Origin of the sequence: Labrys sp. LIt4, assembly GCF_017813775.1 — a bacterium.
Taxonomy (GTDB): Bacteria; Pseudomonadota; Alphaproteobacteria; order Rhizobiales; family Labraceae; genus Labrys; species Labrys okinawensis_A.
This window is the reverse complement of sequence record NZ_JAGIPY010000007.1, coordinates 169,109-184,476: the sequence shown is the minus strand read 5'-3', so window position 1 is coordinate 184,476 and position 15,368 is coordinate 169,109. Positions and strand designations below refer to the sequence as shown.

Sequence of the window (15,368 nt, the reverse complement as noted above, 5' to 3'; positions counted from 1 at the left end):
TCAGCCCCGCACCATGACCGGGCCGCCGGCTGCCTTCTCCGCCTCGCTGAACTTGGCGGCCGCACACAGGAAGGCGATGCCGCCGCAGACGAGGGCGATCTGGATCCACAGCGCGTCGTGGCCCGTCATCAGCACCACCTGGCCCGCTCCGGCCAGCAGCGAGAGCAGGAAGAACACCAGCAGGCTGTGGCGGCCGAGCATGATCAGAGGCTGCATCACCCGCAGCGAGGCGAGCTTGGGCGAGATGCCCAGCCCGTAGATGAAGCCCGCCATGCCCAGAAAGTGCACGAGGCGGCCGAGGCCAAGATTGGTCTTGTCGAGGTCGAGCCAGCCATAGACCGCCTCACGCACGCCGAAGGACAGGCCGAAGCCATTGGTGACCACGAAAGCACCCGCGAAGACGATCAGGCCGCCAAGGGCGAACAGCGGCTTGGAGATCGCCAGGCGCCCCTGCTGCAGCAGGAGGCCGACCGCGATGCCGATCGCCATCATGAACTGCCAGGTGAAGGGATTGAAGAACCAGCCCCCGGCAACCGGCCAGGACGGCAGGTTCCAGCCATAATAGCGGGCCAGGCCGTACAGCAGCGCCGAGGCAGCGAGCATCACGCCGATATGCAGCCGCGCCAAATAGAACAGGGCCGGCACCAGGGCGATCAGGGCGATATAGAGCGGCAGGATGTTGAAATAGCCGATCTGATGGCCGAGCGAGAGCGTTCCGAGCAGGAAGGTGCCGGCGTCCTGGACGTAGAGGTCACGCCCATGGATCGCCATGAGATCGGGCATCCGCCAATGCAGCGCACCGGCAGCGAAAATGGCGATGCCGGCCAGCGTCATCAGCACATGGACGCCATAGAGCTTCACTGCCCGCTTGCCGAGCGCCAGGGAGACGTCGGCTTCCTTGCCGGCATTGAACTTGCGGCCATAGGCGAGCGCCATGGCGACGCCGGACATGAACACGAAGGCCTCGGCTGAATCGGACAGGCCGAAATTGCGCGAAGTGATCACCTCGAAGAGGTTACCGGGCATGTGATTGATGAAGATCGTGCACAGCACGAAGCCACGCCACATGTCGACGGAGACGGCGCGCTGATTGGGCTTGACCGCCGGGCTGGCGGCGACGGGCTTCGGCGGGTTCTGCCGGCGATCGGTGACATAGTCGATCAGCAGACGCACCGCTTCGCAGGCGCCGAAGATCAGGATTGCCGTGAGGGCGAACAGGGCCAGCGCCGGAAGCTGGGCGGGCGCCAGCCACAGCGTATAGAAGGGCTGGATGAACAGGAAAGTGACGATCGTGGCCGTCAGCAGGATGGCAAACAGGCCGATGCCAAAGCCGAACAGAACCTCTGCGAGCACGACCGCGGGCAGAAAGACAAAGTATGAATAGCTATGCCAGCCCAGATAGGACTGCAGAAAATAGCATGGCACGAACAAAAGCGCCGTAAGCAGATAGGGGCGCATGGGCCGTGCCAGCCGCAACAAGCTAAATTGATTATCCATAATACGCGCCTTCCACTTCCATCACTGCTGTCGCCGCGGCGCGCTTGAATTGCCACGACAGGATGCCAGCACTTCGGCATCCCTCCTTCAGCACCTCGCTCGACTAAGTCCAGAAGCGATTCTTGGAGCCTGGCGACATAGTGGCGGCCTCATCCTGTACCGGGGATGAACGAAATTGCGGCCAAAAAGTTGCATGTCCTGTTGCATCATCGCCACGCTGTTCGACAAAACGACGCTCCGGCAGCGCAAAGGCTAGAAATTGTTTTTGTTTTCCTAATTTGTGACACAGCTTGTCGGCATAAGCGGCGGGTCAAACGGCCTCAGCGCGGCAACCATGCGATGGATGCGGGCAGCGATCGCCGGCTTTCGACGAATTCGCTTGTCGCACGGCACAATACGAGCTTGAAATGCGCATGGTCCGCACCGAACCCGCACGAATTTTTGCTGTTGCCCGCAGGACTGCGGCGCTTTGCCTCGGCCTCCTGGCCGGATTGACCATGCTTGCCGGCGCCAGGGCTAGCACGCTGGAAGAAATGTCGTTTCCGAGCAAGGCCTTGGGCCGGCCCTTGACCGTGTCGGTCTATCGTCCGGACCTGCCGGCGCCGGAAACCGGCTGGCCGGTGCTCTATCTCCTGCATGGCCGCGACGCCAATAATCGCGACTGGTCGTCGCTTGCCAGCATCAAGGTCACGCTCGACCGTCTGATCAAGAGCGGGCGCATCAACCCGATGATGGTGGTGATGCCCTCCGCCGGCAACAGCTGGTATGTCGATTCAGCCGATGTGAAGGGGCCGGGCAATTACGAAACCGCGCTCCTCAACGAACTGCCCACGGCCTTCGAGAAGCGCTTTGCTCCGCATTGCACGCGCAAATCCCGCGCCATCGCCGGCATTTCCATGGGCGGTTTCGGGGCGCTGCGCTTTGCCTTCAAGCGGCCGGACCGCTTTGTCGCGGTCGCCAGCCTGTCCGGCGCCATCTGGCAGAACATCCCCACTGCGCAGACCCAGACGGCATGGGAAGGCGCGAGCGGCAGCTATTTCAAGCGCATCGATCAGGCCACCGTGGTCGGAGGCCCCGACCTGCCGCCGGAGGGCGCCCATTTCGGCGGTGCCTTCGGCACGCCCTTCGATGCCCGGCGCTTCAACGACGCCAATGTGTTTACCCTGCTCGCCCGGCAGATCGAAGCCGGCAGCGAATTGCCGGCGATCTATCTCACCGTCGGCGACCATGACGGCCTCAATTTCTGGCGCGGGTCCATGGCCCTCTACGAGACGCTGATGGCCGACAAGATCAACATCGAATTCCGCGTCACCGACGGTGACCACACCTGGTCGCTGTGGCGCAAGACCATCGAGGATGCCCTCGAATTCGTGGATTCGAAATTCGCCCCCGCGACCGCTCCGCCGCTGGTGGCGGTGAGCCCCGCCATGCCGAGCGCTGCCAGCGGCGAACCGGCGCCCAAGATGGCTGGTGGCGAGACCGTGGTGAAATAAACCGGTCCAGGTCCCCGCCTCGCTCCTGCAGGGGACCGGCGCGCCGTTCGGGCGAATCCAGCGCGCCCGGAGAACCTTATTCCGGCAGCACGATACCGAGCTTGGCCATCACGCCGCCGTCGATCTTGAAATCGCTGCCGGTGATGAAACGCGCCTTGTCGCTGGCCAGGAAAGCGACGGCCTCGGCGATCTCCCAGGGCTGGCCGATGCGTCCGATCGGGTGGCCCTTGCCCCAGGCGGCGAGGGTGGCCTCCGCCGTCGAGTCGCCCTTGTAGAGATCGGCCGCCCAGCGCAGCATCGGCGTGTCGACCGAAGCGGGGCAGACGCTGTTGACGGTGATGTTCTCGCCGGCATGGTCGAGCGCCATCGCCCGCACCAGGGCATTGATGCCGCCCTTGCTGGCCGTATAGGCGGCAACGGATGTCTGCGACGCGAAAGCCTGAACCGAGGAAATCGCCACGATCGCGCCGCCGCCGCGTTTGCGCATTTCGGGAATGGCGTATTTGGCTGCCAGATAGATGCCCTTCAGATTGACGTCGAGCACGTCGTCCCACACCTCTTCCGGGGTCTCGACCACCGTGCCATAGCGCTGGATGCCGGCGCAGCACACCAGAATGTCGACGCCGCCGAAGGCGCTCGCCGCCTCGGCCGCGGCCGCCTGCATGTCTGCCGCCCTGCGCACGTCACCCACCAGGCCGCGCGCCCGCGGGCCGAGGCCGGCGAGCGCGGTCTCGATGGAAGCCTTGTCGTTGGCCACGATCAGCACATCGGCGCCGCCCTGCGCAAAGCGTGTGGCGCAGGCCAGCCCCATGCCAAGGCTGCCGCCGGTCACGATCACGGCCTTGCCGGCAAAATCACTCATGACGTCCCCCTTGCGCCGGTGGGTCCTCAACGGGCCGACGCCTCATCTTTTCTTGCCGAGGTTCTGTAGAAAGATTCTGCGGCCCTGTCGCGTTTTTTGAAAGCCATGTTCGGGCTGGGGCAATATCGGCCCTGTTGCAAAAATGTCCCATTTGGGGCAGGAGCGACTCTGGCTTGCCGGTTTAAGCCGCCGAAGCCATTGATCTGCCACAATGGAGCTTCCAAAAGAGCAGCTCATTCTACTAAATTGTTTTTGTTTTTTATTTTGATCCAGTTTGTCTCGTGGCGCCGCATCACTGCGATGGGGATGCCAAGTGCCTCAGCGGCTGGCATCTTGCGACAGGGCGCGTGATGATAGCAGCATTTATACGGTCTTTTCTTTCTTCCAACCTCCGCGCCCGGCGTCGCCCGCTGCCGATGGTCGCCCTCGCGGCGTTGCTCGGTTCGACTGCGATGTCGTCCGTCCTCGTCTCGCCGGCAGCCGCCCAGATGCCCAATGCCGGCCCCCCGGCCGTAGGCTTCATCGTCGCCTCCAAGATGCCGATCACCCAGACGCAGCAATTCATCGGCCGCGTCGAGGCGATCAATCGGGTCAACATCGTGGCCCGCGTCACCGCCCAGCTCGAGGAAACCCCCTTTACCGAAGGGCGAGAGGTCAAGAAGGGCGAAGTGCTCTTCCGGCTGGAACAGCCGCCCTACCAGGCCGCCGTTGACGTCAACAAGGCGCTGATCGCCCAGTACGAAGCCCAGCTTCGCAATGCGAAGCTGACGACCGAGCGTGCCCAGGCCCTGCTCAAGACGCCTGCCGGCCAGCAGTCGACGGTCGACACTGCGATTGCCTCGCAACAAGCCCTCGAAGCCCAGATCCTGGGAGCGAATGCCCAGCTGCGCACCTCGCAGATCAACCTCGACTACACCACGATTACCTCGCCGATCGACGGCAAGATCGGACGCTATGCCGTCACGACCGGCAACATCGTCGGGCCGACCTCCGGAACGCTCGCCACCATCGTCAGCCAGGATCCGATGTATGTCACCTTCCCGGTGCCGTCGCCGCAATTCCTGGAGATGTCGAAATATTACGGCAGCCGCGGTGGTTTTGCCGCCGTGCGCATCAAGCTGAAGCTGCCCGATGGTTCGACCTATGAGCAGGATGGCAAGCTCAACTATGTCGATCCGTCGATCGCCAACGGCACCGACACGGTGACCCTGCGCGGTGAAATCGCCAACCCCACCGTCTCCGGCGCCACGCCCGGCGAGATCAACCGCCGGCCGCTGATCGACGGCGAATTCGTCACCGTGCTGCTGGAGGGCGTCGAGCCGATCCAGGTCCTCGGCATTCCGCGCGGTGCCGTGCTGACCGATCAGCAGGGCAGCTATGTCTATGTGATCGGCCAGGACAATGCGGTCGAGCAGCGTCGCGTCCAGCTCGGCCAGACCACACCGGCGACCGCCATGGTCTCGGCCGGCCTCAACGAAGGCGAGAAGGTGATCGTCGACGGGATCCAGAAAGTCCGTCCCGGCATCAAGGTCGCGCCCTCGCCGATCCCCGCCTCCAACAATGGGGCGGCCAAGTAAGATGTTTTCATCCGTCTTCATCGACCGGCCGCGCCTTGCCGTCGTCATCGCCATCGTCATCACGCTGGCGGGCGCCCTGGCGATGGGCTTCCTGCCCGTGGCCCAATATCCCGACCTGGTGCCGCCGCAGGTCCAGGTCAGCGCCAGCTATCCGGGTGCCTCGGCCGCCGTGGTCGAATCCTCCGTGGCCCAGCCGCTGGAAGCCCAGATCATCGGCGTCGACAAGATGCTGTACATGCAGTCGAACAGCGGCAATGACGGCAGCTACGGCCTCACCGTCTCCTTCGCTCTCGGCTCCGACCCCGATATCGACACGGTCAACGTCAACAACCGCGTGCAGGCGGCGCTCGCCAAGCTGCCGGATACGGTCAGAACCCAGGGCGTGACGGTGCAGAAGCGCTCGTCCTCGATCCTGCAATTCGTGCTGTTCTCGTCGGACGATCCCAAGCTCGATCCGCTGTTCATCACCAATTATCTGGCGATCAACGTGCTCGACCGGCTGTCCCGCACGCCCGGCGTCGGCCAGGCCAGCCTGTTCAGCAAGCAGAACTATTCCATGCGGATCTGGTTCGACACCCAGCGCATGACCAATCTCGGGCTCCAGCCCTCCGACATCGCCAGCGCCATCCAGGCCCAGAACGTGCAGGCGCCGGTCGGACGCATCGGCGCCCAGCCGGCCGCGTCGGACCAGCAATTGCAGCTCAACCTGCAGACGCAGGGTCGCCTGGCCACGCCCGAGCAGTTCGGCAATATCGTGGTGCGCGCCAATCCCGACGGTTCCGTGCTGCGCGTGCGCGACGTCGCTCGCGTCGAGATGGGCGCCCAGAATCTCGACCAGACCTCTCGCCTGAACGGCAAGCCCGCCGTCGCGGTCGCCATTTATCTGTCGCCCGGTGCCAACGCCGTCGCGACATCCAAGGAAATCCAGAAAACCCTCGCGGAAGTTCAGAAGAATTTCCCCAAGGGGCTGTCCTCCACCATCGTCTACGACACCTCGACCTTCGTCTCCGACACCATCGGCGAGGTGATCCGGACGCTGATCGAGGCCTTCATCCTGGTGGTGGTCGTCGTCTTCCTGTTCCTGGGCAGCCTGCGGGCCACCATCATCCCGGCCATTGCCGTGCCCGTCAGCCTGGTCGGCACCTTCGCCGTAATGCTGGCGCTCGGCTATTCGGCCAACACGGTGTCGCTGCTGGCGCTGGTGCTCGCCATCGGCATCGTCGTCGACGACGCCATCGTGGTGGTCGAGAACGTCGAACGCGTGATGGAGGAAGAGCCGGAACTGTCGCCGGTCGCCGCCACCAAGAAGGCGATGAGCCAGATTACCGCGCCGATCATCGCGATCACCCTGGTGCTGCTGTCGGTGTTCGTGCCGATCGCCTTCATCCCGGGCCTGACGGGCGAGCTCTTCCGCCAGTTCGCCGTGACCATCTCGGCCGCCATGCTGATCTCGGCCCTCAACGCCCTGACGCTGTCGCCCGCTCTGTGCGCCGTCTTCCTGCGCCACAGCAAGAAGCGCGGCATCATGGCCTGGGTGATGCGGCGGATCGACAATGTCCGCGACGGTTACGCCGCCGTGGTGACGAGGCTGGTGCGCGTCTCGGTGCTCAGCCTGGTCGCCGTCGCAGCCTTTGCCGCCGGTACCTATTATCTTGCCGGAAAGACGCCGACCGGCTTCGTGCCGGAGGAAGACCAGGGTGCCTTCTTCATCGTTCTGCAATTGCCGGACGGCGCCTCGGTCAACCGAACCACGGCCGTGGTGGAACAGGTCGAAGGCATCCTCAAGCAGATGCCGCAGATCCAGGACAATCTGGCGATCGTCGGCTTCTCGTTCCTCGACGGCGGTGCCCAGTCGAACAGCGCCTTCATGGTGGCGCGCCTGAAGCCGTTCGAAGACCGCAAGAAGGCGGCGGACTCGGCCCAGACGCTGATCGGCAGGGTGTTCGGCGCAACGCAGTCGATCAACACCGCGCAGGTGCTCGCGCTCAACGTGCCGCCGATCATCGGCCTGTCCACCACGGGCGGCTTCCAGTACATGCTGGAGAATCTGGAGGGCGCCGAGCCGGCAACCATGGCAGGCGTCGCGCAGGGGCTGATCGCGGCCGCGAACCAGGATCCGAAATTGTCGCGCGTGTTCACCACCTTCAGCGCGAACAATCCCTCGATCTTCCTCGATATCGATCGCGACAAGGCCCAGGCCCTGGGACTGCAGATGTCGGACGTGTTCGCCACCCTGCAGGCGACACTGGGCTCGGCCTACATCAACGACTTCAACCTCTATGGCCGGACTTGGCAGGTCAACATCCAGGGCGAGATCGGCGATCGCAACGATACCGAGGCGTTGTGGAAGATCTATATCCGCAACAACAAGAACGAGATGGTGCCGCTGCGCTCCATCACCTCGATTTCGACCCAGCTCGGGCCGCAGACGATCGCGCGCTACAACAATTATCGCGCGGTGAGCATCAACGGTTCGCCCAAGCCCGGCATCTCCTCGGGCGATGCCATGACTGCGATGGCCGATGTCTCGGCCAAGACCCTGCCGCCTGGCTATGGCTTCGAATGGACCGGCACCTCCTATCAGGAAAGCCAGGCCTCCGGCCAGACGGGCATCATTTTGGGCCTTGCCGTGCTGTTCGCCTTTCTGTTCCTGGTGGCGCTCTATGAGAGCTGGGTGATTCCGATCCCCGTGCTGCTGTCCGTGGTGGTGGCGGTCTTCACCTCCTTCCTCGGCATCCTGTTCGTCCCGCAGTTCCTGGCCTGGGTCGGCTCGATAACGGGCATGCCGATCGCTACGCTCTCCCTCGACGTCTACGCCCAGATCGGTCTGGTGGTGCTGATCGCACTCGCCGCCAAGAACGGCATTCTGATCGTCGAGTTCGCCAAGGAGCAGCGCGAGGCCGGCCTGCCGATCCGGGATGCCGCCATTCTCGGCGCCAAGATGCGGTTCCGCGCGGTGATGATGACATCGATCGCCTTCATCCTCGGCCTGGTGCCGCTGGTGATCGCCACCGGCGCCGCCATGGTCAGCCGCCGCGCCGTCGGCACGGCCGTGTTCGCCGGCATGGTGGGCGCCTCCGTTCTCGGCATCTTCCTGATTCCGATGCTCTATGTCTTCTTCCAGGGCTTGCGCGAATGGGTGAAACAGCGCTTCGGCGGCAAGGCCCATCCGGGAGACACCGCGGCCCATTAAGCCAGCCTCCTTCCGTAGCGTAGAAGTCCCCCGCCGCGGCAACGTGGCGGGGTTTTTTATGTTCGATCCGGCAATGGAAAGAGGTATATGCTACCATCCTTGCAGGATGGAGTTAGTACTTTTGATTTAATTAAATATTCTTAATGTGCAAAAAGGGATAGCAAGGCCGGAATTATTGTTAGAAAATGCGCCTGACTTCCAAGTCACAGCCTTGACCATCAACTGAAACATTCTGTAAACGATCCGGTGAGACATGATTATTCAATAATTATTTCAATCATACTGGGTCATCTGCAGCGTGTTGGAAAAACCGACGTCAGACATCCTTGTCGACCCGTTGATCCCCACCGTCTTCCATGAGGACTGGTGGCTGGACGCGGCCACGCAAGGGAAAGTCGAGTTCGTGGAGCATGAGGAGGGAGGGCGCACCGTCGGACGCTTGCCCTATGTCCTGGAATCGCGCCTTGGCCTGCAGAGCGCCAACATGCCGCCGATGACGCATTTCCTCGGCCCCGGTATCGTCGAACCCCAGGGATCGAAACCCAACCGCTTCCTGAAGACGCAGGGGATCATCCGCGAGCTCCTGCGCAAGCTGCCGGCAATCGCCTCCTTCCGCCAGAAAATGCATGCGGGCATTTCAGATGCACTCGCTTTCCAAGCCGAGAATTACGAGGTCTCGGTGCAGTTCACCTTCGAGATCCAGCCAGCAGAACAGCAACAGCTCTGGCGCGGCATGCGCGACAAGACGCGCAATGTGATCCGCCGGGCCGAGGAGCATCATCTCGTCTCGCAGGACATGGATCCGGAGGAATTCTTCCGCTTCGCCGGCGCCAATCTGGAAGCGCGAAACGAGAGCGCCAATGTCGATTTTGCGGCTTGCCGAGCAGTCACGGCGGCCACTCTGGAACGCAAACGCGGCCACTTTCTGGTGGCCCGGCATGGCGGCGTGGCCAAGGCCGCCATCTTCTGCGCCTGGGACAGCCAAGCCTATTATTACCTGATGTCGACCCGCGCGGCCGACAGCGCCAACGGCGCCATTCCTCTCCTGCTCTGGCATGCCATCCAGAAGGCGGTTGCGCGGGGCCTGACCTTCGACTTCGACGGCGTAGTCAATTCAGGCTCGATGCTGCTTTTCTCCGGCTTCGGCGGCGCGGCGAGCCCGCGTTACATCGTCTCCAAATCGACGCCGCTCTATCGCACCCTGCGCGAGATCCGCCGGTTCAACCCCGAAGTCTACAACCCTTTCTGCTGACCGGCGCCTGCAATGCCCGCCGCGCCGGTTCCGAAGGCCGCGACGCGACAGCCGGCGGGAGCTGATACGGGACGTGCGGTCGCAAAGACGTCACGGCACCTGGTGAAAAGGCCGACCGCACCGGTATCAGGCAATCGGGTGGCGGGGGCCCGCAAAAGAAAACGGAGGAACGAGCCTGCAACTCCATTCCTCCGGTCCTGAATTCATCAACGTCGAGTTCTCACAGGTGAAATCTACTCTTGGATGCTACGTGAAGCACCGCCCGGCAGAAGAACACCCACAACCTCCGCAACGCATTCGCTAGCCTTGGCGCCCCTGCTAGCTTGGGTAAGATCTTACGGCAGGGCGCCCATAAGTCCACCCGTCAAAAATGCCGGGGTCTTTCAGGGAACATTCGCCTCGGGCATGCTTGGGCCCAAATTTTCGCATGAGTTCAATGGGATAGCCTTTGAGGCAATCCCGTCCCGACGAGACTCAGCTCCATCAACTGCGCCACCTGTCTTCGTTACCATTCACGGACGGCGGCGGCACGCACAGCCAGATTGCAAGCATAGCATTCCAATTCAACGGGAAAGGCTGCGCGTTTTTTCATTTCTCCTTTGCACAACGTGAACAAACATGTAGGAAATATGTCCAAAATAGGGCTTTCCCAAACTGAGTTGGCCAAACACGATCCAGATGGAAACAATGACGGATAATTCTGCAATTGCGTATATCGATACGGAATTCAAAAACCCGCTGCGCGATAGAATTACCCAAATAGAAGGGTGGGTGTCATCGCACCGGCCCATCGATTCACTTTCGGTTTTCGTCAATCGGCAGAAGCTTGGTTATGTCGAGACCTGCGAGCGGCCCGACGTTCCCGCCGCGACCAATCGGCCGCATGCGCTCGGATGGAATGTCTATTTCGAGCCACGCAAACACCTGATCGGCGAGCTCGGCACCATCCTGATCGAGGTTGCTGTCAACGGCATCGTGGTCCAGCGCCGCTATCACCGTTACGATCCGCGCGCGCGTTCGACGCGGCCCGCCGTCTATTTCATGCACATTCCCAAGACGGCGGGAACCAGCACCCGGCGAGCCCTGCAAAGCGATCCGGATATCAATCTGCTACAGGTCTATCATGAGTATCCCTGCCTGCATGAAGATCAAATCGCGACCTTCAGCAATCAGGCCCTCGACGATGTAGACATCGTATTCGGCCACTATATGTATGGCCTTCATAAGCATTCCGGCAGGGACTACAAATATATCTCCATTGTGAGAGACCCCGTCGACCATGCCATTTCATGTTACCTCTACATGAAATATGTCGTCAAGGATACGAGGATCACTGCTCGTTCATCGATATTCGACGCGTTCGACAATGTGGATGACGTAACATTCGATAATTACAGCACACGATACCTGGCCGGATATGCTGACCAGCAGAAAGTCGGCCCGGCCCAGTTCGAGAAGGCGCTGAAGAACGTCGACAGTGAATTTGCCTATATCGGCACGGTCGAAAACTACAGGCAAAGCCTGGAAGCAATCAGCTTCTATCTCGGCAAGGAACTGCCGCATCGTGTCGACAATGTCACGCCGGTATCGAACGAGATGGCGGCGCTCGACAGAAACGAGGTCGCCGAGCGCCTCCGCCCCCGGCTGAGCTATGATTTGAAGCTCTATGAGGCGATATGCCAGAGGTTTCCGGGCGACTATTTCTTCGCTACGCGCGCGCAATCCCAGGCCGGATAGGCCAATCATGAGCGGCGGCCACGCTGTTGACGCCGACCGACTTGACGGCCCCGGGCGTCCGGTTCAGGTTCACCGGCACGTCGTGAAAGTGAGGGACTGTCCATGCGCGCGAAACTGATTCTGGCCACGATGGCCGCCAGCCTGGCAATCGGACTGAGTGCCTGCGCGACGGAACGCGGCATTCCCTACAGCGCCACCGATTGCGCCCGCGCCGGTCGCCTGCCCAAGCACTGGATGCCAAGTGCCGGCAATTGGTGTCAGCACTTCAAGCCGAGGTGGCAGTCGGACCGCCATTGGCGCCAGCCGGCCTGAACCCGGTCGCTTCCGTCGGAGAGCTAAAATCACCCGGTACGGCTTCCTGAGGCCGTGCCGGCACGTTTTCTCGATCGCATATTCCATCCTCCTTTCTTGAAATGTCCTAGCCGCTCTTCTCGAAATCCCGCGGTCCGCGTCCCGAGAAATAGCGCGCCGGCGATTCGCCGAAGGCACGCCGGAACATCGCAATGAAATTGCTGGGAGAGGCATAGTTCAGCGCGTCAGCGATAGCGGCAACCGGCTCCCCGCCAGCAAGCATTTCGAGGGCATGGGTCAGTCGGACCTGCTGGCGCCACGCTGCGAAACTGAGGCCGGTTTCGGCCTGCATCAGCCGGCGCAGCGTCCGCGCAGAGACCGCCCCCAACGACGCCCATTGCTCCAATGTGCGGGTGCTGCCCGGCTCACTCAGGACAACCCGAGCGATACGCGCCAGCCGCGGGTCGGATGGCATGGGCAGATGGAGCGGCTCGTGCGGCGCGCGTGCAATCTCATCGAGCAGAACCTGCATGATGCGCTGCTGCTCCGGGAACAGTGATGGCTGCATCGTCCAGGAAACAGCGCGCCGAACCAGCGCTCGCATCAACTCGCTGATGCCGAAGACGCAGGGTAGACCCGGCAATTGCCGGGCCTCCTCAGGGGCCACGACGACGCTCCAACCGCTGGTGGCACCGCTGACACTGGCCCAATGATGCTCCCCCGGCGGTATCCACCCGGCACGATGAGGCGGCAGCAGCCATGACCCGTGCGACGTGCGGACATGGACGAGCCCACTCTCGACGCAAAAGACCTGGCCGCGTACGTGGCTGTGCCAATCATATTCACGGGTACCCAGACGATATCGGCTTTCCGGCTCCTCGCCACCCCATATCGCAACCAGCGGCGGCCCGTCCGACCGCTCGATGAAGTCCATGCCCTGAAGATCAGGCACCATCTTGGCCACTTCTCACTATTGTTTGGCCAAATGTCGTTATCAGGATTTCACGCGCCGCTCTAGCCTTGGTCACCTTCACGCAGGAGCGTCTTCCGGCCGGGCGAAATCGCCATGAACCGCAAAGACGCATCGAAACAGGAATGAGGGCAGGTACGCGGTCATGGTCGCGGGCGCCCTGCCTCGGAACAGGCTTTGCATGACCCGTCGGCCCCTTCATGTCGTTATCATCGGTGCAGGGCTGGGCGGCCTCTGCCTAGCCCAGGGACTGAGACAACAGGGCATCTCGTTTGATGTCTATGAAAGGGACGAGGCGGCGGACAGCAGGACGCAGGGCTACAGGATCAGAATCGACGAGACGGGCCAGCAGGCGCTGGCAGCCTGCCTGACACCCGAATTGAACCAGCTTTTTCGCCAGACCTGTGCCGTCTCCCACTCGGATGGACGTTTTCTCGATACCCAACTCGGGCGGGTCGAAGGTCGACCTTCCGGCAACTGGCGCCCCTCGGCGGTGGGCGCAGACCCATCAGGCGATGGCGATCTCAGCGCCAACCGTCTCACCCTTCGGGAAATTCTCCTGTGCGGCATCGAGGACCACGTCCACTTCGGCAAGGCCTTTCGCCGCTTCGACGCACGAAATGAGGCCGTGGTTACAATAGGATTCGAAGATGGCACGGCGTGCGAAGCCGACATCCTCGTCGCCGCCGACGGCGTGAATTCCACCGTACGTCGCCAGTGCTTGCCCCTGCTGGCACCGAAGGAGACCGGTGCCGTTTGCATCTACGGCAAATCCCTTCTCCCCTCCGACGGTCAGGTTGCCGACACGCTCTTGGACGGTACGTCCGTGATCTTCGCCGATGATTTCGCGGTGATCGTCGATGCCATGACCTTTCGCTTCCCGCTGGCTGCGGCGGGGCTCACGCCCATCGCGGATTATCTCTACTGGGCCGTCATTGGCCGGCGGACGAGCCTGGGACTGGACGAGGCGGCCTTGCGCGAGGCCGATGGGGAGGCACTGGCGGCTCGGGTCCAGTACCTCGCCCGTTCTTGGACCGGTGGCTTGCGTGCCCTGTTTGCCGAGGCTGACCGATCGACCATCGCTGCGCTCGCGATACGCAGTGCCGACGCCCTGCCCGCGTGGACGCCAAGCCGCGTGACCATGCTGGGAGATGCGATCCACGCGATGAGCCCGGCCGGTGGCGTCGGTGCCAACACGGCGCTCGATGATGCGGCGCATCTCGCCACCTGGCTGAGCATGAGCGCTATCGGCAAGTCGACACTTGCGACAGCGATTGCCGCCTATGAAGACGATCTGCGCCGGCGGGCCAATAGGGCGATCGCGGCCTCCCTGCAGGGTGCACACCGCCTTTTCGGCGACGGCACTGCCATCTGACTACGAACCGAGGATCGCCTATGCCATTCGACCACCAAGCCTTCATCGTCCACGACGTTTCCGGCTTTCCGCTCATTCAGTCCCGGCCCGAGGCAATCGTCCCGGGCTATGCCGGGCGCTGGATGCGCGAGATGGAGGCACTCCTTGCGCAAGACCAGCCCTTCGTCGTGGTCTTTCCCGCCGGCCATGCGGAAGAAACCCATGAGGATCGCAAGCGCAGGGGTATCTGGCTCAAGGCGAACAAGCAGGTTCTCGGCAGGCTCTGCCTGTCCCTGATCGCCATCGAGCCCGATCGCCTGAAGCGCGTAGCGCTTCGAGCCCAGACAGCGATGGCCACCAAGGCCTTCGGGATCGCCATGGAAATCGCCGCCTCTTCCGAGGAAGCCACGGCCCTCGCCGCGCGGCTGATCGCGACTGGACGGGAAGCCGGGCGAGCCGCCAGCTCCGCGCTATGACGAAGGTAGCAACACCTCCTCTCGGCCGGTGCAACCCATCCTGCCATGATCCGAGGACCCGCTACGCGCAGCCCCTTAGGCCCTACTTCGCCAGCCTTATCGCCAGCAAGGCACTGAACAATTGCTGCTTGTCCGATTCCTTCAGATTGGGCTCGTGAACCACCTTGAAGAAGCTGGAGCGCTCATCCGAGGTGAACCGTTCGCTCTTGAGATCCCGCGCGAGTTGCTCCAGAATCTCCTTGCTCAACCGCGCGATGTCCTGCCTCACCTTGTCGAGCGGGCGCGGCTGCCACCCTGTCTCCGGCTGCGCAAGCCAATCGGCGAGATAGCGATATTCGACGGCCTTCGCAGCCTTGATCTGGGCGATGATGAAGGGCTCCACCGTGGCGGGGTCCAGCCCCAGTTTCTCGGCCTCTGACTTGGCGCTGTCCAGAACCTTGGCTTCCTGAACCGGATCTTCTATCGGCAGGTGATTCTGCGCCTTATACCCCGCGACATCCTTCATGTAGGACAGACGATGGCTGACCTTTTCCGCCAAGGGAGTAATCCCTGCGGCAAAAGAGCTCGTCTGCGCTGCCAGGATCAGGCTCACAAACAGCAAAGGCAACAGCCACGCCATGGCCTGATTCAATCCGATACGCGACATGTTCAACCCAAGATCCTCAT

General features: G+C 62.4%; 12 protein-coding genes. 8 read left to right on the top strand and 4 right to left on the bottom strand.

What is annotated here, in order from left to right; translation table 11 throughout:
* A complete protein-coding gene (gene opgC, locus J8I29_RS15370) occupies positions 1-1,497 on the bottom strand; it encodes an OpgC domain-containing protein (RefSeq protein WP_105863824.1) in 1,497 nt (498 codons plus the stop codon).
* Positions 1,498-1,910: 413 nt separating this feature from the next.
* Here opgC and J8I29_RS15365 point away from each other — a divergent pair, with 413 nt between their 5' ends.
* A complete protein-coding gene (locus J8I29_RS15365) occupies positions 1,911-2,990 on the top strand; it encodes an alpha/beta hydrolase family protein (RefSeq protein ID WP_245197029.1) in 1,080 nt (359 codons plus the stop codon).
* A 76-nt stretch (positions 2,991-3,066) separates the two neighbouring features.
* Here J8I29_RS15365 and J8I29_RS15360 read toward each other — a convergent pair whose 3' ends face one another.
* Positions 3,067-3,852, bottom strand: coding sequence for a glucose 1-dehydrogenase (locus J8I29_RS15360; RefSeq protein ID WP_209432320.1), 786 nt, complete (start codon positions 3,850-3,852; stop codon positions 3,067-3,069).
* Between the two features lie 452 nt (positions 3,853-4,304).
* On the opposite strand from J8I29_RS15360, the gene J8I29_RS15355 reads away from it, so the two are divergent.
* The 5 genes from J8I29_RS15355 (at position 4,305) to J8I29_RS15335 (ending at position 11,923) form a co-directional block, all read left to right on the top strand.
* Entirely contained in the window at positions 4,305-5,429 is a 1,125-nt protein-coding gene (locus J8I29_RS15355) for an efflux RND transporter periplasmic adaptor subunit (protein WP_245197028.1), read from the top strand.
* A gap of 1 nt (position 5,430) precedes the next feature.
* Complete coding sequence (locus J8I29_RS15350) at positions 5,431-8,622, top strand: multidrug efflux RND transporter permease subunit (RefSeq protein WP_105863821.1); 3,192 nt, start codon at positions 5,431-5,433, stop codon at positions 8,620-8,622.
* A gap of 298 nt (positions 8,623-8,920) precedes the next feature.
* Positions 8,921-9,874, top strand: a complete 954-nt coding sequence (locus tag J8I29_RS15345) for a GNAT family N-acetyltransferase (protein WP_348536025.1) — start codon at positions 8,921-8,923, stop codon at positions 9,872-9,874.
* Positions 9,875-10,561: 687 nt separating this feature from the next.
* On the top strand, positions 10,562-11,611 hold the full coding sequence (locus J8I29_RS15340; protein ID WP_181161256.1) for a sulfotransferase family 2 domain-containing protein: 1,050 nt from the start codon (positions 10,562-10,564) through the stop codon (positions 11,609-11,611).
* Between the two features lie 102 nt (positions 11,612-11,713).
* Positions 11,714-11,923, top strand: coding sequence for a hypothetical protein (locus J8I29_RS15335; protein ID WP_209432318.1), 210 nt, complete (start codon positions 11,714-11,716; stop codon positions 11,921-11,923).
* Positions 11,924-12,029: 106 nt separating this feature from the next.
* Here J8I29_RS15335 and J8I29_RS15330 read toward each other — a convergent pair whose 3' ends face one another.
* Positions 12,030-12,857, bottom strand: coding sequence for a helix-turn-helix transcriptional regulator (locus tag J8I29_RS15330; protein ID WP_209432317.1), 828 nt, complete (start codon positions 12,855-12,857; stop codon positions 12,030-12,032).
* A 160-nt stretch (positions 12,858-13,017) separates the two neighbouring features.
* Here J8I29_RS15330 and J8I29_RS15325 point away from each other — a divergent pair, with 160 nt between their 5' ends.
* Complete coding sequence (locus J8I29_RS15325; RefSeq protein ID WP_245197027.1) at positions 13,018-14,247, top strand: FAD-dependent monooxygenase; 1,230 nt, start codon at positions 13,018-13,020, stop codon at positions 14,245-14,247.
* Between the two features lie 20 nt (positions 14,248-14,267).
* The gene (locus J8I29_RS15320) at positions 14,268-14,702 is read left to right on the top strand and encodes a hypothetical protein (protein ID WP_209432316.1); all 435 of its coding nucleotides are present in this window, start codon (positions 14,268-14,270) and stop codon (positions 14,700-14,702) included.
* Between the two features lie 82 nt (positions 14,703-14,784).
* On the opposite strand, the gene J8I29_RS15315 is transcribed toward J8I29_RS15320, so the two are convergent.
* Positions 14,785-15,348 carry a chorismate mutase gene (locus J8I29_RS15315; RefSeq protein ID WP_209432315.1) on the bottom strand — a complete coding sequence of 188 codons (564 nt, stop codon included), beginning with the start codon at positions 15,346-15,348 and terminating at the stop codon, positions 14,785-14,787.
* Between the last annotated feature and the right edge of the window lie 20 nt (positions 15,349-15,368).